Here is a 16968-nt window from a genome sequence, read left to right on the forward strand (position 1 = left end):
CCCGGGCGTCGGCAGGGGACCGGACCATGCCGCCAGGAAGGGAGCCGGATCATGAGCACCACACACCAGCCCGCGCCGCCGGGGGAGGAGTCGGCGTCGTACGATCCACGTACGGTGCGCCGCGCGATGCTCGCCGGGAGCATCGGCACCTTGATCGAGTACTTCGACTTCAGCGTCTACGGCTATCTCGCCGTGGCGATCGCTCCGCAGTTCTTCCCGGGTGACGATCCGGCGGCCTCGACGCTGGCGGCGCTCGCGGTGTTCGCCACGGGCCTCGTGGTGCGGCCGGTCGGCGGTATCTTCTTCGGATGGATCGGCGACCGCTGGGGGCGCCGCAAGGCGCTGGTCTCCTCGGTGCTGTGCATGGGGGTGGCCAGCAGCCTCACCGGACTGCTGCCGACCTACAGCCAGATCGGCGTGTTCGCCGCGGTGCTCCTGTTCATCACCCGGCTGGCGCAGGGCGTCTCCTCGGGCGGCGAGTCGGTCGGCGCCTACACCTATATCTACGAGTCGGCGCCGCCCAAGCGCAGGGCGTTCCTCGGTTCTGTCACGCCCATCGGGTCCAATCTCGGGTTCATGTTCGCGGCCGCCACGGCCGGGGCGATCTCGGCCCTCACCACCAAGGACCAGATGGCCGACTGGGGCTGGCGGCTGCCCTTCCTGATGGCCGTGCCGCTCACCCTGATCTGTCTGTGGGCCCGGCTGCGGATCGAGGACACCCCGGAATTCAAGGAGGCCGCACAGCGCGCCGACATCCCCGCGGCTCCGATCCGAGAGGTCCTGGCCACTCACCGTACGGCGCTGCTGCAATCTGTCGGCCTGGCCATGGCACAGGGCGGCGCCATCTTCCTCGGGCTGACGTACATCGGCATCTATCTGACCACCAACCTGGGATACGACACCACGCTGGTGTACTGGCTGTCCGCGGGTGTCGTGCTCTTCACCGTGCTGCTCATGGTGCCTGCCGGGCGGCTCGCCGCCCGATTCGGCTGCCGGCGCGTCCTGATGGGCGGGCTGCTGGGCTTCCTGGTGACCGCCTACCCCGCGATGATGCTGATGGGCCAGAAGAGCCTGGCACTGGCCGGTCTGGCGTATCTGCTCCTGATGCTGAGCAGTGCGTTCGTGCAGGTCCCGGCGGCGAGTTTGTGGCCGCATCTGTTCGAACGCCGGGTCCGCTACACCGGTATGGCGATCGGGTACAACATCGGCACCGTCCTCGCGGGCGGTACGGCTCCGTACATCGCGGCCTTCCTGGTCGACCGGACCGGGAACCTGCTCTCCCCGGCGTTCTTCGTCATGCTGGTCTGTCTGATCGGGATCGGTTCCCTGCTCACCGTCCGCAAGGACGTGTAGGGGCGTCGGCGTGGTGGCCGTAGGCCTCCACGCCGCGCTCTAATCCGCGGAGGAATGGCCGCCGAGGCCGATGGTCTGGCCGCCGTCGATGAGGAACTCCCCACCGGTGGTGTAGGAGGCGTCGTCGCTCGCGAGGAAGAGCACCATGCGGGTGACCTCCTCGGGCTCCCCGATGCGCGTCACGGGCTGATGGGCGAAGAGTTCGGGTGGGGCGGTCTCACCCATGGGCGTGCGGATGACTCCGGGGTGTACGGAGTTGACGCGTACCCCCGTGCCGGCCATGTCCAGCGCGGCGGCTTTGGTCATCCCGCGCACCCCCCACTTGCTCGCCACATAGCCGATGCCATTGGCGAAACCCGTCATACCGGCGGCCGAGGAGACGTTGACGACGGCCCCGTGGCCGCGCTCGCGCATACCGGGGAGGACGGTGTGCATGCCGAGGAAGGCGCCCACCAGATTGACGTCGACGATCCGGCGGAAGTGCTCGGGCGACTGCTCCTCCACCCCGCCGTAAGTCATGATCCCCGCGTTGTTGACCAGGACGTCCACGGGGCCGAGGGTGTCCTCCACCGTGCGCACGACGGACCGCCACTCCGCTTCGTCGGTGACGTCGAGGTGGCAGTAGCGCGCCTGGGGGAGTTCCCCGGCCAGGGCCTCCCCCTCGTCGTCCAGCAGGTCGCAGACGGCGACCCGGGCGCCCTCCGCGACCAGCCCCCGTACATGCGTGGCACCCATGCCCCGGGCGCCGCCGGTGACGATCGCCACTCTTCCGTCGAAGCGCATGCTGAACTTCCCTTCCGCATCCATGGGCCCGGCGTCCATGAGCCGGAGCCGTCAGTTCACCGCGAACGTGATCAGTCGGGGACGAGCACGGTCCGGCCCCGGGCCGCGCCCCGGCGAAGCCGGTCGATCGCCTCCGGAGCGGCGGACAGCGGCAAGCTTTCCGTCTCGACGCGCAGCGCTCCCGAACGTGCCAGCGTGACGACCCCGGCCAATTCGTGGCGCGTTCCCCAGAAGGGCAGCGAGAGCCGGAAGCCGGCCGGGAGGACACCCGGCTTGGACACCGTCAGGCTGCCGCCCCCGCTTCCGACGAGGGCGAGTTCGCCACCGGGGCGCAGGACGCCGATCGCGAGCTCCAGTGTCTGTGCGGTGCCGACGAAGTCGAGCACGGCGTCCGCCCCCACGTCACCGCTTCGCGCCCGCAGCGCGCGGGCGGTGTCCGGCCGCATCAGGGTGGAGAAGTCCGCGCCGGAGCGGTCCGCGAGAGCCAGGGCGTCCTCCCGGACGTCGACCGCCAGCACCCGGCTCTCGGTGGTGGCGCGGAGGATTTGGACGGCCAGGTGGCCGAGCCCGCCGACACCGATGACGACGGCGGTGGTGCCCTCGCCGAGTGCGGACCGCAGCCCGGACACGGCGTGGTAGGAGGTCAGGCCCGCGTCGGAGAGCGGAGCGGCCTGGTCGGCCGGCAGATCGCCGATCGGCACCAGGGGGCGGGCGGACGGGACGAGTAGATATTCGGCCATTCCGCCGTCCCGGCCCAGTCCCGCCCCGTGCCAGGCGAGGGTGTCACGCCGGTCGCAGTAGTTGTCGGAGCCCGCGGCACAACGTGCGCAGGAGCCGCAGCCCCACGGCCCGTAGACCACCACGCGGTCACCTTCCGCCACCCCGGCGGCGTCCGGCCCCAGGGCCGTGACCCGCCCGGCGACCTCATGGCCGAGGGTGAACGGAAGCCGGTAGGGGAGCGCCCCCGGAGGAGCGTCGATGACGTGCAGATCGGAGCGGCACAGCCCGGCGGCTTCGACCCGCACCAGCACCTCGGTGCCGTGGGGGACGGGCCGCTCGGCCTCAGCCGGCGCCGGAGCCTCGCCCCAGGCCGTCAGTCGCAGTGCCCTCATCTTCCCCGTCCCGGGTCTTGTCAGCGCCACGGCTGCCACGGTAACAGAGGTGAAGTCGGTTCAATAGATGTCCTGGGCAACTGAAAGGAGCCGATATGGCACGCGAGGATGTACGCACCGGGAGGTTCGCCGGCCGGGTCGCGATGGTGACGGGAGCCGCCTCCGGTATGGGCGCGGCGGTCGCCCGGCAGCTGGCCGCGGAAGGGGCTGAGGCCGTCGTCCTGGCGGACGTGAACGGCGAGGGCGCCGCGGCGGTCGCCGAGGAGCTGCCCGGCGCCGGGGCGATCGCGCTCGACGTGACGGACGCGGCGGCCGTCGACGGCGCCTTCCGGGACGTACTGCGCCGGTACGGGCGGCTCGACGTCCTGGTGCACGCGGCGGGGGTCGACGATCCGGAGGCGAAGCGGCGCATCGCGGACGCGACGGCCGAGGGGCGGCCGGTCGAGCTGACCGACTCCCTCGACGACGCCTCCTGGCGGCGGGTCATGGGCGTGAACCTGGACGGGACCTTCCATGTGCTGCGCGCCGCGGTGCGGGTCATGCGGCCCGCGGGGGCCGGGGCGATCGCGGTGATCGGATCGTCGTCGGTCTTCGACGCGCCCGTCGGCTATCCCCATTACGCGGCCTCCAAGGCGGGTGTGCACGCGCTGGCCCAGGCCGTGGCCAAGGAGGTCATCGCGTCCGGGATCCGCGTGAACGTGGTGGCGCCGGGGCCGACCGAGACGGGGATGGCGGCCCGCACCCCCGAGGCGCTGCGGGCCGGTTTCGCCGACCCGCGGGTGCGCCCGTACGCGACGGCCGAGGAGATATCCGAGATCGCCCTCTTTCTCGTGAGCGACGCCGCGGCGAACCTGGTCGGCGCGGTGCTGCTCGCCAACGGCGGCCGGTTCACCGCCTGAGCGGGTGTCCGTCCGGAGCGGCGCGGGATGCGGGGCTTGCCCGCCCGGAGTTCGATGTCTACCGTCTTGAACTGAGTTCAATTCTCACATTTCCCGCCACCGTCCGCCGTACGAGCACGATGGAGATCCCATGCACCCTCGCCGTCCCGAGATCGACCCCCAGCTGCTGTCCGAAACGGATGAACAGCGACAGCTGCGCGCCGTCCTGCGGGACCTCTACGCCGAGGCGAGTGGCGTCGAGGACGTACGCGGACACCTGGCCGGCCCGCGCGGATACGACGAAGCGCTCTGGGCGCGGCTCGCGGGCGAGATCGGGGTCCATGGACTGGCCGTCCCGGAGGAGTACGGCGGGTCGGGCTTCACCTTCGCCGAACTGGCCGTGGCCCTGGAGGAATCCGGGCGCGCCCTGTACTGCGCGCCACTGCTGCCCACGGTGGTCCTGGCCGCCCACGCGCTGCTGCTCAGCGGCGACCGTACGGCATGCGAGCGCTATCTGCCCCGGATCGCCGACGGCACGCTCACCGCCACCGTGGCCGGTTTCGACGCCGACGAGCCCGGCGTCGTCGCGGAACGGGAGAGCCGCGACGGCTGGGTGCTGCGTGGACGCGCGGACTTCGTGCTCGACGGGGCCGGCGCGGATCTGCTCCTGGTACGGGCCGGAACGCCCGCCGGGCCCCGGCTCTTCGCCTGCGAGCCCGCCCCCGGCACCACCCTGCGTACTCCGCGCCGCGTCCTGGACGAGACGCGGCGCCAGGCGCTGGTGGAGTTCCGGGGCGCCCCGGCCATCGCCGTGGGTACGGCGGAGGAGGCCGAGGGCACGGTTTCGGCGACGCTGGACACGGGACGGGCCGCGCTGGCGGCCGAACAGCTCGGCGGCAGCGGGCACGCGCTTGACGCGACGGTTGAATTCGTGGCGCAGCGCCACCAGTTCGGGCGTCCCATCGGGTCCTTCCAGGCCGTCAAGCACCGGCTGGCCGATGCGCTGGTGGCGCTGGAGGCGGCGCGCTCGGCGTCCGCGTACGCGACCGCCTGCGTGGCCGTCGCCTCACCGCAGCTGCCGGTGGCCGCCTGTGCCGCCGCCGTGGTCTGTTCCGAGACCTTCCGCCTGGTGACGGCCGAGTATGTCCAGCTGCACGGCGGTATCGGCTTCACCTGGGAGCACCCGGCCCATCTGTACGTACGCCGGGCGCGCGCCGCCGAGGTGCTGTTCGGCACGGCGGACCAGCACCGGGCCCGGCTCGCCGAGCGCGTCGGCCTCACCGCCCCTGGCGCTGCCTGAGCGCGGCCAAGGGGCCTTGGCCGATTCGGTAACGGCCACAGGACTGAATCAGATTCGATTGGCTCGATCAAGGGGTTGACAGGGAGGTATCCGGGATTCCAAAGTTGTAGTGAATTCAGTTCAGTTTCTGAGGGGTGAGGGATGACAACGGAAGACGAGATCCAGTTCGAGCGCGACGGCCACGTCGCCCGGGTGTGGCTCAACCGTCCGTGGAAGAAGAACTGCGTCACCGTGCCGATCCTGGACCGGCTCGACGAGATCATCACCGAGGTGGACGAGGATCCCGACCTGCGGGTCCTGGTGGTGCGCGGCCGTGGCGGCACCTTCTGCTCGGGGTTCGACCTCGACAGCCTGAAGGCCGAGTACGTCGGCAAGTCGAACGCGATCGACGTCGCGGTGAAGTCCGCGAAGGTGTGCGACCGGCTTTACTCGATGAAGACGCCCTCGGTCGCGGTCCTTGAGGGCCATGTCACCGCCGGTGGCTTCGAGATCATGATCTCCTGCGACTTCGCCATCTCCGCCGACGACGCGAAGATCGGCGACTTCCACATCCGCCGCGCGCTGTTCGGCGGGGCCGGACCGATCTACCGGGTGCCGCGCATGATCGGCATCCGTAAGACCAAGGAGCTGATGCTCACCGGCAAGCTCCTCTCCGGTGTGGAGGCCGCCGAGTTCGGGCTGATCAACAAGTCCGCCCCGGCCGAGGAGCTGGACGCGACGGTCGAGGAGTTCATCAGCCACCTCGCCGACAAGAGCCCCTTCACCATGTGGCTCACCAAGATGACGATCGACCGCAGCCTGGACGCCGACACCCAGTCGCTGATGGTGATGGAGCACCTCGCCGTGGGCGTCGCGCTCAACTCCGAGGACGCCAACGAGGGTGTCTCGGCCTTCCTGGAGAAGCGCGAACCCAAGTGGCAGGGGCGCTGATCCCGATGACCACGGATCCGCGGAGCCAGGCCACCGCCGGGCTCCAGGGCGCACGCTGCTCCGGCTGCCCGGTGACGGTCTACCCCGCGGAGGACGCCTGCCCGCGCTGCGGAGGGCCCGCCGATCCGGTGGCCCTCCAGGGCACGGGCACGCTGTGGACCTGGACCGTGCAGCGGTACGCGCCCAAGTCGCCGCCGTACGAGCCCCCGCCCGGAGGCTTCGTGCCGTTCGCCCTCGGCTATGTCGAGCTGGCGGACGGCGTGCGGGTGGCCGCCGTCCTGGACCTCGACGACCTCGACGACCTCGACGGCATCCGCATCGGCATGCCCCTCTCCGTGACCGCCGGTCCCGGGGTGCCCCGGGCCAGGCCCATGACCCCGAGCGAGGAGGGCTCTTGAGCACCGATGTGCTGATCTGCGGCGCGGGGCGCACCCCGTTCGGGAGGTGGTCGGAGACGACCGGCCGGCAGCTGGCCGTCTCGGCCGTGAACGCCGCGCTGGCGGACGCCGGAATCGAGTGGTCGCGGGTGCGGGCCGCGTTCGGCGGCAGCGACAGCGCGGGCCTCGCCGACACCCTGGTGGCCCAACTCGGGCTGACGGGGCTGCCGTTCGTCAATGTCAAGAACGGCTGTGCCACCGGTGGCAGTGCGCTGGTCTCGGCCGTGAACGCCATCCGCTCCGGCATGGCGGACGTCGTCCTCGCCGTCGGCTTCGACAAACACCCGCGCGGCGCCTTCGACCCGAGGCCCGAGGACTGGGGCCTGGGAGCGGAGTACGGCAGCGACGGGCTGATGGTGACCACCCAGTTCTTCGGCATGAAGATCCAGCGCTATATGCACGACCACGGGATCACCCCGCGGACCCTCGCCCTCGTGGCCGAGAAGGCGTATCGCAATGGCGCTCTGACCCCCGAGGCATGGCGCCGGAAGCCGATGTCCGCCCAGGAGATCCTGGAGTCCGGCATGGTCAGCGATCCGCTGACCCGCTATATGTTCTGCTCCCCGGGAGCGGGCGCGGCGGCGCTGGTCCTCTGCTCGCCCGAGGCCGCCCGCGCGCTGGACGGCCCGCCGGTCACCCTGCGCTCGGCGGCCGTACGCACCCGGCGCTTCGGCTCGTTCGAGGTGTTCAGCCCGTGGATCCCCGGGGGCGAACTGACCAGCGTCAGCCGTGACGCCTCGGCCGCCGCCTTCGAGGAGGCGGGACTCGGCCCCGGCGACGTGGACGTCTGCCAGCTACAGGACACCGAGAGCGGTGCCGAGGTGATGCACCTGGCCGAGTGCGGCTTCTGCGAGGACGGCGAACAGGAGCGGCTGGTCGCCTCCGGTGCCACCGGAATCGGCGGAACGCTGCCGGTCAACACCGACGGCGGCTGTATCGCCAACGGCGAACCCATCGGCGCCTCGGGCCTGCGCCAGGTGTACGAAGTCGTCCAGCAGCTGCGCGGACGGGCCGGGGACCGGCAGGTCCCGGACCGTCCCAGGATCGGCTTCACCCATGTGTACGGCGCCCCCGGCGTGAGCGCCTGCACGGTCCTGTCCCGTTGAACGGTCCGTTGACCGGCCCGCTGAAACGTCCCGCCGAACGGCCCGCCGATCGGGGGTGGAGGAAGAGATGAGCGATATCCCGGGACCCGAGGAGTTCCGCGAGAGGGCCCGGACGTGGCTCGCCGGAGCCGCCCGGCCCCGTGCCGCCGACGGGGAGTGGGGCAGTGGCTCCGACTCCGTCGCCGTGTTCGACAACTGGACCGAGGAGCAGGAGCGCGAGCACACCGCCCGCGTCCAGGAGTGGGAGCGCACCCGCTACGACCAGGGCTGGTCCGCGTTCAACTGGCCTCGGGAGTACGGAGGACGGGAGCTGCCCGCGTACTACGAGCAGCTCTACCGCGCCGAGGAGGCGGCCTTCGACGTACCCCACCGCCCCGAGATCTTCCCCGTGACACAGGCGCTCGTCGCCCCCGCCATCGGCCTGTGGGGCACCGAGGAGCAGAAGAGCCGCTGGCTCGTCCCCCTGCTGCGCACCGACGAGCTGGCCTGCCAGCTGTTCTCGGAGACCGAGGCGGGCTCCGACCTCGCCGCGGTGCGCACCAGAGCGGTGCGCGAGGGCGAGGGCTGGGTGCTGACCGGCCACAAGGTGTGGACCTCCGGTGCCCGCGTCGCGACCTGGGGCGTGGCGGTGTGCCGCACCGATCCGGACGTCCGCAAGCACGCCGGCATCACGGTCTTCATGGTGCGCATGGACGCGCCGGGCGTCACCGTACGGCCCATCCGGCAGATGACCGGTGGCATCAGCTTCAACGAGGTCTACCTGGACGGTGTGCGGGTGCCGGACACCGATCGGCTCGGGCCGGTCGGCGAGGGCTGGCGGGTCACGCTCAGCGTGCTGGCCGCCGAACGGCTCGACTCCGGCGGCCTCGGCCTGGACAACGCCGACCGGGCGCTGGACCTGGCCGGTCATCTGCCGCGCCCCCTCACCGGCGCCGAGCGGCAGCGCGCCGCCGACCTCCACATCCGCACCCTCGTCCAGCGGCTCATGGGGCTGCGGGTGACCGCCGCCCTCGTCGCGGGGCGCGAACCCGGCGCGGAGGCGTCGGTCGGCAAGCTGTACGCCACCGAGACCATGCGGCGCACCAGCGATCTGGTCTCCGAGCTGCTGGGGCCGAGCCTGGTGGCGGACACCGGGGAGTGGGGCACGTACGCCTGGACGGAGCATCTGCTGGGCGCCCCCGGCTACAGCATCGCGGGCGGCACCGACGAGATCCAGCGCACCATCCTCGCCGAACGCGTCCTCGGCCTGCCCAAGGAGCCCGTCCGATGAGCATGGCCACCGAGGTGCCGGAGCTGGCGGCCCGGGTCCGCGACCGGCTCGCCCGCCTCCACCCGGGCGCGGCCATAGGGGAGTTGGAGGTGCTGCCGGGCGGCCACTCCGGGCTGACGTACGAGGTCGCGGCCGGGGACGCCCGGTACGTCGTCAAGGCCGTGCCACCGGGGCAGCGGCCCGTCGGGCGCAACGACGTCCTGCGCCAGGCACGGGTGCTGGGCGCGCTGGCCGGGTCCGCGGTACCGGTACCGGGCGTGGTGGCCGTCGACGAGACGCAACCCGCCTGGTTCGCGATGGACTTCGCGGACGGTGAGGCCGTCGAGCCGGTACTGGACGACCACGAGGTACCCGCCGCGACGGCCCGCGCCCGGATGCTGGAGATCGCGTCCGTTCTGCGGCGGCTGCACGGCACCGATGTGCACACGCCCGGGCTCGACGCGCCCGCACCGCTCGACCCCTCCGGCGAGCTGGACCGATGGAGCCGCACCCTGCGTGCCGTTCCCCCCGAACTGCGGCCCGGCGGGGAGGAGTTGCTGGTGCGTCTCGCCGATGGCGTACCGCGCGGCCTGCCGCCGGTGCTGCTGCACGGGGACTTCCGGCTCGGCAATGTGCTGTGCGCGGACGAGCGGGCGGTGGCCGTGGTGGACTGGGAGATCTGGAGCGTCGGCGATCCCCGCATCGACCTGGGCTGGTTCCTGCTCTTCGCCGACCACCGCAACTTCCCCCGGCTGGGACACGCGGTGCCCGGCCTGCCCGGCGAGGCGGAACTGCTCGACGGCTACGGCGACGGCGGGCCCACGCTGCCCGCGATGGACTGGTTCCGGGCGCTCGGCCGGATGAAGATGGCCGCGATCATGGGCCACAACCTGCGCCGCCACCGCGAGGGCAAACACCACGACCCGGACCAGGAACGCCTGCCACCCACCATCGCCGCGATGATCCGCACCGCACGCGACATCCTCGGCTGACCCGGCAGCGGTAACGCCCCCACCGAACAGGAGCACTCGTGGATTTCGGATACTCGCCACGGGCGAGTGAACTCCAAGGCCGCATGCGGTCGTTCATGGACGAGCACGTCTTCCCCGCGGAAGCCACGTACGACCGGCAGCTGGCCGAAGGGGACGATCCGCACGCCCTGCCGCCGGTGATGGCCGAGCTGAAGGCGAAGGCCCGCGCCGAGGGCCTGTGGAACCTCTTCATGGCGCACGGCGACTGGGGCGCGGGGCTCAGCAACCTCGAATACGCGCCGCTCGCCGAGCTGGCGGGCCAGTCCATCATCGGCCCCGAGGTGTTCAACTGCTCGGCGCCCGACACCGGCAACATGGAGCTGCTCGCGCTGTACGGCACCCCCGAGCAGCGGGAACGCTGGCTGCGCCCGCTGCTCGACGCCCGGATCCGCTCATGTTTCGCCATGACCGAGCCGGAGGTCGCCAGCTCCGACGCGCGCAACATCCGCACCCGTATCACCCGCGACGGCGACACATATGTGGTCAACGGCCGGAAGTGGTACACCTCGGGGATCCTCGACCCCGACTGCGAGCTGATCATCCTGATGGGCAAGACCGATCCGGAGGCGCCCACCTACCGGCAGCAGTCCATGCTGCTCGTCCCCCGGAACACCCCGGGCGTCACGGTCCTGCGCGACCTGCCGATGTTCGGCTACACCGACCGGCTCGGACACGGCGATGTGCTCTTCGAGGACGTCCGGGTACCGGTCGCGAACATCCTCGGCGGTGAGGGCGAGGGCTTCGCGCTCGCCCAGGGGCGGCTCGGTCCCGGCCGTATGCACTACGCGATGCGCGCCGTGGGCTTCGCCGAGCGCGCACTGCGGCTGATGTGCGAGCGGGCCACCGAACGCACCGCCTTCGGCGGGCCGCTCGCCGACCGGGGTGTGGTCAGGGAGTGGATCGCCCGCAGCCGCATCGAGATCGAGCAGGTGCGTCTCCTCGTCCTCAAGTCGGCCTGGCTGATGGACACCGTCGGCAACGCCGCCGCCCGTATGGAGGTGGCCGCCATCAAGGTCGCGGCGCTGGAGGTCGCGCACAAGGTGGTCGACCGGGCGGTGCAGGCGCATGGCGCGGCGGGGGTCAGCGACGACACCGTACTGGCCCGGCTGTACGCCATCACCCGGGCGCTGCGCATCGCCGACGGCCCCGACGAAGTCCATCTGCGGACGGTGGCCCGCCAGGAACTCGCGCGATACAAGAAGAAGACCGAGTCGACAACGGGGGCAGTGTGAGCGCCAACGGCCTCGACGGCAAGGTGGCCGTCATCACGGGCGGATCCCGGGGCATCGGCCTCGGCATCGCCACCGCCTACCGGGCGGCCGGTGCCCATGTGGTGATCGCGGCCCGCAAACCGGCCGGACTCGCCGAGGCGCGCGAGGAGTTGCTGCGCGTCAAGGGCGACGGCGATGTGCACACGGTGGTGGCGAACGCCGGTGAACCGGACCAGGCCGAGCGGTGCGTCGAGGAGACCATGGCCCGCCTCGGCCGGGTCGACGTCCTCGTCAACAACGCGGCGACCAACCCGTACCACGGAGATCTGCTCGACCTGGACCTGCCGCGCGCGGAGAAGACCGCCCGGGTCAACCAGTACGGCATGATCGCCTGGACCCGGTGCGCCTGGCGGGCCTGGATGGCCGAGCACGGGGGAGCGGTGGTCAACATCGCCTCCGTCGGCGGGCTCGTCGTCGATCCGCACATCGGCTACTACAACGCCACCAAGGCCGCCATGCTGCACATGACCCGGCAGCTCGCCTATGAACTCGGGCCGCGCGCCCGCGTCAACGCCATCGCCCCCGGACTGATCAAGACGGAGCTGGCACGGGCGGTGTGGGAGGTCCGTGAGCCGATCCTCACCGCCAAGCTGCCACTGCGGCGCCTCGGCACGGTCGAGGACGTGGCACACGCGGCGCTGTTCCTGGCTACCGACGCCTCCTCCTGGATGACCGGCCAGACCCTGGTGCTCGACGGTGGCGCGACCGCCCTGCCGATCGGGGTGGAGGGATGACCGCGCCAGGACTCGCCGATGGGGGCGGAGGGACGACCGCGCCGCGGAGCGCGCCCCGGCCCGCCGCCGAGCTGTTCTCGCTCCGGGGCAGGACGGCCCTGGTCACCGGCGCCTCCGCGGGGCTCGGCGCACGCTTCGCGGCCGTCCTCGCACAGGCCGGGGCCACCGTGTTCGCCGCCGCCCGGCGGGTCGAGAAGCTGAACGAACTCGCCGACTCCGACACCCGCATCCACCCGGTCGCCTGCGATGTCTCGCTCGCCGCCGACCGCGCGCGGCTGGCCGGGACGGCGCGGGCCGCCACCGGCCGCATCGACATCCTGGTCAACAACGCGGCCACATCAGGGGAGACCCGCGCCGAGGACGAATCCCCCGACGCCTTCGGCGATGTCCTCGGCGTCAACCTCACCGCCCCCTTCCACCTGGCGCGCCTGGTGGCGGAGGCACCCGCCGTGGACGGCGACCCGCCCCGGAGCGTCATCAACGTCTCCTCCATCCTCGGCCTGGTCACCGCCGCCCCGCTGGGCGGCGCGAGCTACGCGGCGTCCAAGGCCGGGCTGATCGGGCTGACCCGGGAGCTGGCCGGGCAGTGGGGCGGGACCGGAACCCGCGTCAACGCGCTCGCCCCGGGCTGGTTCCGCACCGAGATGACCGCGGACCTCTTCGGCGACGAGCGCTCCAGCCGCTGGGTCGAGCGCAACACCCTGCTGCGGCGCGGCGGCGGGGGCCATGAACTGGACGGCGCGCTGCTGTTCCTCGCCTCGGACGCCTCCTCGTACTGCACCGGCCAAGTCCTCACCGTCGACGGCGGATGGACCGCGCGATGAGCGTCTCCATCGAGATCGACGACGGTCTGGCCCGTGTCACCCTGCGCCGGGGCGAGGCGGGCAACGCCATCGGCCTGGAGACGGCACACGGGCTGCTGCACGCGGCGCGGGTCTGCGCCACCGAGTCCGTACGGGCCGTACTGCTGACCGGCGAGGGGAAGTCCTTCTGCGTCGGCGGCGACCTCGGGGAGTTCTCCCGGCTCTCCGGAGAGCGACTGGAGCGGCACCTCATCGCGGTGACCGGCGCGCTCCACGACGCGCTGCGTACGTTCGCGGCGGGCGACGCGCCCGTGGTGGCCGCCGTGCGGGGAGCCGTCGCCGGTGCGGGAATCGGCCTGGCCGCGTCCGCCGATGTGACCCTGGCCGCCGACGACGCCTCGTTCACCGCCGCGTACACCCGGATCGGCTACTCACCGGACGCCGGAGTGAGCTGGTTCCTGCCCCGGCTGGTCGGCCCCAAGCGGGCCCTGGACCTGCTGCTGACCAACCGCCGAATCGCGGCGGCGGAAGCCGAGGCCATCGGACTGGTGAGCCGGGTCGTCCCCGCCGACCGGCTGGCCGCCGAGGCACTGCGCACGGCCGAGGCGCTGCGCGACGGGCCCACCGCCGCCTTCGGCGCCACCCGCCGTCTCGTCGCCGCCGGGCAGACCTCCGACCTCGGCACCCATCTGGACCGCGAGGCCCGTGCGATCGCCGCCGCGGCCGCCTCCGCCGAGGGCCGTGAGGGTGTCGCCGCCTTCCTGAGCAAGCGGACGCCCGACTTCACACCCGCCGTCCCCAGCACCTGACTCCACCCCGAAACCCCTGGAGCCCCACCGTGTCGGAAGCATTCATCGTCGGAGCCGTACGGACCCCCGTCGGCCGCCGCAAGGGCGCGCTCAGCGGAGTGCACCCCGCCGATCTCGGCGCCCATGCGCTGCGCGCCCTGCTGGAGCGCACCGGGGCCGACCCGGGCGCCGTCGACGACGTGTACTTCGGCTGCGTCAGCCAGCTCGGCGCGCAGACCGGCAACGTCGCCCGTACCGCATGGCTGTCGGCCGGACTGCCCCAGCACGTCCCCGGCACCACCATCGACCGCCAGTGCGGCTCGTCCCAGCAGGCCGTGCACTTCGCCGCCCAGGCGGTCGGCTCCGGGACCGCGGATCTGGTGGTCGCCGGCGGGGTGGAGGTGATGAGCCTGGTGCCCATCGCCAGTCCCATGTACGTCGGAGAACAGGCCGGTATGGGCAGCCCGTATGCGGGGGACGGCTGGCGCGAGCGCTTCGGGGACCAGGAGGTCTCCCAGTTCCGGGGGGCCGAGCTGATCGCCGAGAAATGGGGCATCTCCCGCTCGGAGATGGAGGGGTTCGCGCTCACCAGCCACCAGCGGGCCCTCGCCGCCCAGGCCGACGGCGCCTTCGACGACGAGATCACCCCGGCCTTCGGGCTCACCGCCGACGAGGGGCCGCGCGCCGACACCACCCTGGAGAAGATGGCCGGGCTGAAGAGCCTCACCGAGGACGGCCGGCTGACCGCCGCCGTCTCCAGCCAGATCTCCGACGGCGCCGCCGCCCTGCTGATCGCCTCCGAGGAGGCGGTGCGCCGCCACGGCCTGACCCCGCTCGCGCGGGTGCACACCATGGCCGTCGTCGGCTCCGATCCGATCCACATGCTGACCGGTCCGATCCCCGCCACCGAGAAGGTCCTGGACAGGGCCGGGCTGGCGATCGGCGACATCGATCTGGTGGAGATCAACGAGGCGTTCGCCTCCGTCGTCCTCGCCTGGCAGAAGGAGATCGGCGCCGACCCGGAGCGGGTCAACGCCTTCGGCGGCGCCATCGCGCTCGGGCATCCGCTCGGCGCCACCGGCGCCCGGCTGATGACCACGCTCGTCCACCAACTGCGCAGGACCGGCGGACGCTACGGCCTACAGACGATGTGCGAGGGCGGCGGCATGGCGAACGCGACGGTATTGGAACGCCTTTGAGCACGGCCCATTCACGTCGATTGGCAACTGAGTTCAGCTTGGGGCTACTCTCGGGTACGGACAAGGTGGACTTCGGCCAGGAGACGAGGCATGGCGACGAGAATCGTTGAACCGGAAGCGGGACCGAGGTCCAAGCGCGCCGCCATCCTGGCGGCCGCCGTCGACTGCTTCGGCGAGACGGGGTTCGAGGCCACCAAGTGGTCCACCGTGGCCGAGCGGGTCGGCATCGGGCAGACGGCGCTGTACCACTACTTCGAGTCCAAGACCCACTGCCTGCTCACCATCATGCGGCTGGAGCTCCAGCGCTCCCACGACAAGTTCATGGAGGCGACCGAGGGCGTCGAGGAGCCGACCGAGGCGCTCCGGGCGGCCGTCCGCGCGGCCTATGACGTCTCGGACCACGAGGTGCTCCAGATGCGGATCCTCCACAACCACATGGATCTGCTCTCCGGCACGCGCAAGTCCAAGCGGGAGGAGGCCGAGCGCGTCGAGGCCCGCAAGCTGGTCCAGCTCGTCGAGCGGAACTGGACGAACCTGCTGGTGAAGGGCATGTCCATGGGTGCGTTTCCGCTCCGGGACGCGCAACTGCTGGGCTCGGGGGTGCTCGGCCTGATCGTCAGCGTCTGGCGGTGGTATCGGCCCTCGGGGCCGACGCCGCTGTCGGAGGTCAGTGAACTGATCGAGGGCGCGTGTGTGCGGATGGTCGCCACATGACGCCGCGCTGAGGCACCCCCGTACGACCCCTGCCGCTTCCGGCCCCCGGTGAACTCCGCCGGGGGCCGTTTCGCGTTCGTACGGACTCTTGTCAGCCGCGTTTCCCCGGGATTACGATCCAGATCACTGAATTGAACTGAACTCAGGTTGATCTGGGAGTCCCGTCTCATGGCGTTGCGCACATACATGGCCAGTATGGACAGCCCGCATCCGGAACGGACGCTGGACCTGCTGGAACCCGACTTCCGCTTTCTCATCGCCCTGCCGGGCAGTGAGGTCACCGGCGAGTCCAAGGAGGACTTCGCCGCGTACATCGCCGGCCGGAATCCCAAGGAACGGTCGCATGAGATCCTGCGCCACAGCCGGGACGGCGACGTCGAGACCGTGTACGGAGTGGTGACGGAGGGCGGGCGGTACACCGGCTCCTTCCTCTCCGCCGCGGTGATCTCGCCCGGCGGGCTCATCGCGCGCTACCAGTCCTTCTTCACCACCTCCTTCGAGCTGGTCGACTGGGCCCGGCAGGACACCGCACAGGGCGACGGGAGCCGGGCATGACGGACACCCCGGCCACGGCCCCCTTCCTCACCGCGTGGTTCGAGATCCTCGACGGCGACGAGCCGTCCCGTATCCTCGACCTGATCAGCGACGACTTCTCGCTCTCGATCCTGTTCTCCACCGGCGACGGCAACGCCACCGACTTCGCCGGGGACCGTGCCGCCCTGGTGGGCTACCTCGAACAGCGCGAGAAGGGCACCCGCACCCACCATCTGCTGTCGGCGACCACCCTTGGCCAGGAAGAGCTCTTCCTGGGCGAGGTACGGCGCGGGGGCGTCCCCGAGGCCAGCTTCGTCGCCGCCGGGCAGGTGAACGGCGAAGGCCGGTTGCGGCGCCTGCTGATCGGGCGCTCGTCCGAGATCCGCTTCACCTGACCCTCGACCCCATGGAGAGCACCGTCATGTACAACCTCGTCCTGCTGGCGGCCCGGCCCCCGGAGTGGACCCACGAGCGGTTCATCACCTGGTGGCGCGGCGACCACGCGGAGCTGACCCGCCGCCTGCCCGGGCTGCGCTCGTGGCGTCACACCGAGATCGACGCCGCCCTGGAGCCGCGCTCCGAAGGCTGGGACGGGATGTCCGTGCTCGGCTTCGACTCGCCCGAGGACCTGAGCAAGGCCCTCGCGAGCCCCGAGTGGGCCGATGCCGTCGCCCAGGTCGGCGACATGAAGGGCCGCAGGATCGCGGTCATGGGGCACGAGGCGGAGATGTTCACCGCCTGAGGAT

The 16968-nt window shown here is 71.6% G+C and carries 19 protein-coding genes; 17 read left to right on the plus strand and 2 right to left on the minus strand.

Translation table 11 applies throughout. The annotated features are described in order from the left end of the window. Window positions 1-51 precede the first annotated feature (51 nt). Entirely contained in the window at window positions 52-1353 is a 1302-nt protein-coding gene (locus ACJX2R_RS41860; RefSeq protein ID WP_413104323.1) for an MFS transporter, read from the plus strand. Window positions 1354-1392: 39 nt separating this feature from the next. Here ACJX2R_RS41860 and ACJX2R_RS41865 read toward each other — a convergent pair whose 3' ends face one another. Together ACJX2R_RS41865 and ACJX2R_RS41870 are read right to left on the minus strand one after the other, a co-directional pair. Continuing rightward, window positions 1393-2136 (minus strand): SDR family oxidoreductase, encoded by a 744-nt coding sequence (locus ACJX2R_RS41865; protein ID WP_413104324.1) that lies wholly within the window; start codon window positions 2134-2136, stop codon window positions 1393-1395. A 71-nt stretch (window positions 2137-2207) separates the two neighbouring features. Further along, the gene (locus ACJX2R_RS41870; RefSeq protein WP_413104325.1) at window positions 2208-3248 is read right to left on the minus strand and encodes an NAD(P)-dependent alcohol dehydrogenase; all 1041 of its coding nucleotides are present in this window, start codon (window positions 3246-3248) and stop codon (window positions 2208-2210) included. Between the two features lie 95 nt (window positions 3249-3343). On the opposite strand from ACJX2R_RS41870, the gene ACJX2R_RS41875 reads away from it, so the two are divergent. The 16 genes from ACJX2R_RS41875 (at window position 3344) to ACJX2R_RS41950 (ending at window position 16964) form a co-directional block, all read left to right on the plus strand. Continuing rightward, entirely contained in the window at window positions 3344-4147 is an 804-nt protein-coding gene (locus ACJX2R_RS41875; protein WP_413104326.1) for an SDR family NAD(P)-dependent oxidoreductase, read from the plus strand. 130 nt (window positions 4148-4277) lie between these two features. Further along, a complete protein-coding gene (locus tag ACJX2R_RS41880; protein WP_413104327.1) occupies window positions 4278-5426 on the plus strand; it encodes an acyl-CoA dehydrogenase family protein in 1149 nt (382 codons plus the stop codon). Window positions 5427-5567: 141 nt separating this feature from the next. Beyond that, window positions 5568-6356: an enoyl-CoA hydratase/isomerase family protein gene (locus tag ACJX2R_RS41885; RefSeq protein ID WP_044568256.1), complete on the plus strand. Its 789-nt coding sequence runs from the start codon at window positions 5568-5570 to the stop codon at window positions 6354-6356. Between the two features lie 5 nt (window positions 6357-6361). Beyond that, a complete protein-coding gene (locus ACJX2R_RS41890) occupies window positions 6362-6754 on the plus strand; it encodes a Zn-ribbon domain-containing OB-fold protein (protein WP_413104328.1) in 393 nt (130 codons plus the stop codon). Continuing rightward, window positions 6751-7899, plus strand: coding sequence for a thiolase family protein (locus tag ACJX2R_RS41895; protein WP_413104329.1), 1149 nt, complete (start codon window positions 6751-6753; stop codon window positions 7897-7899). The genes ACJX2R_RS41890 and ACJX2R_RS41895 overlap by 4 nt, the downstream gene beginning before the upstream one ends. Before the next feature lie 67 nt (window positions 7900-7966). Beyond that, window positions 7967-9169, plus strand: a complete 1203-nt coding sequence (locus tag ACJX2R_RS41900; RefSeq protein WP_413104330.1) for an acyl-CoA dehydrogenase family protein — start codon at window positions 7967-7969, stop codon at window positions 9167-9169. Next, window positions 9166-10140 carry a phosphotransferase family protein gene (locus ACJX2R_RS41905; RefSeq protein ID WP_413104331.1) on the plus strand — a complete coding sequence of 325 codons (975 nt, stop codon included), beginning with the start codon at window positions 9166-9168 and terminating at the stop codon, window positions 10138-10140. The genes ACJX2R_RS41900 and ACJX2R_RS41905 overlap by 4 nt, the downstream gene beginning before the upstream one ends. 38 nt (window positions 10141-10178) lie before the next feature. Further along, a complete protein-coding gene (locus tag ACJX2R_RS41910; RefSeq protein ID WP_413104332.1) occupies window positions 10179-11411 on the plus strand; it encodes an acyl-CoA dehydrogenase family protein in 1233 nt (410 codons plus the stop codon). Then, the gene (locus tag ACJX2R_RS41915; protein WP_413104333.1) at window positions 11408-12184 is read left to right on the plus strand and encodes an SDR family oxidoreductase; all 777 of its coding nucleotides are present in this window, start codon (window positions 11408-11410) and stop codon (window positions 12182-12184) included. The genes ACJX2R_RS41910 and ACJX2R_RS41915 overlap by 4 nt, the downstream gene beginning before the upstream one ends. After that, complete coding sequence (locus ACJX2R_RS41920; protein ID WP_413104334.1) at window positions 12181-13008, plus strand: SDR family NAD(P)-dependent oxidoreductase; 828 nt, start codon at window positions 12181-12183, stop codon at window positions 13006-13008. Before ACJX2R_RS41915 ends, ACJX2R_RS41920 begins: the two co-directional genes overlap by 4 nt. After that, window positions 13005-13796, plus strand: a complete 792-nt coding sequence (locus tag ACJX2R_RS41925) for an enoyl-CoA hydratase/isomerase family protein (RefSeq protein WP_413104335.1) — start codon at window positions 13005-13007, stop codon at window positions 13794-13796. The genes ACJX2R_RS41920 and ACJX2R_RS41925 overlap by 4 nt, the downstream gene beginning before the upstream one ends. A gap of 29 nt (window positions 13797-13825) precedes the next feature. Continuing rightward, window positions 13826-14974 carry an acetyl-CoA C-acetyltransferase gene (locus tag ACJX2R_RS41930; RefSeq protein ID WP_413104336.1) on the plus strand — a complete coding sequence of 383 codons (1149 nt, stop codon included), beginning with the start codon at window positions 13826-13828 and terminating at the stop codon, window positions 14972-14974. Between the two features lie 90 nt (window positions 14975-15064). Continuing rightward, window positions 15065-15688 carry a TetR family transcriptional regulator gene (locus tag ACJX2R_RS41935; RefSeq protein ID WP_413104337.1) on the plus strand — a complete coding sequence of 208 codons (624 nt, stop codon included), beginning with the start codon at window positions 15065-15067 and terminating at the stop codon, window positions 15686-15688. Window positions 15689-15856: 168 nt separating this feature from the next. Beyond that, window positions 15857-16243, plus strand: coding sequence for a nuclear transport factor 2 family protein (locus ACJX2R_RS41940; protein WP_413104338.1), 387 nt, complete (start codon window positions 15857-15859; stop codon window positions 16241-16243). Further along, the gene (locus ACJX2R_RS41945) at window positions 16240-16617 is read left to right on the plus strand and encodes a nuclear transport factor 2 family protein (protein ID WP_262702490.1); all 378 of its coding nucleotides are present in this window, start codon (window positions 16240-16242) and stop codon (window positions 16615-16617) included. The genes ACJX2R_RS41940 and ACJX2R_RS41945 overlap by 4 nt, the downstream gene beginning before the upstream one ends. A gap of 26 nt (window positions 16618-16643) precedes the next feature. Further along, window positions 16644-16964, plus strand: a complete 321-nt coding sequence (locus ACJX2R_RS41950) for an EthD family reductase (RefSeq protein ID WP_317259575.1) — start codon at window positions 16644-16646, stop codon at window positions 16962-16964. Window positions 16965-16968: the final 4 nt, after the last annotated feature.

Source organism: Streptomyces sp. Inha503, assembly GCF_047215865.1.
Lineage (GTDB): Bacteria > Actinomycetota > Actinomycetes > Streptomycetales > Streptomycetaceae > Streptomyces > Streptomyces lycopersici.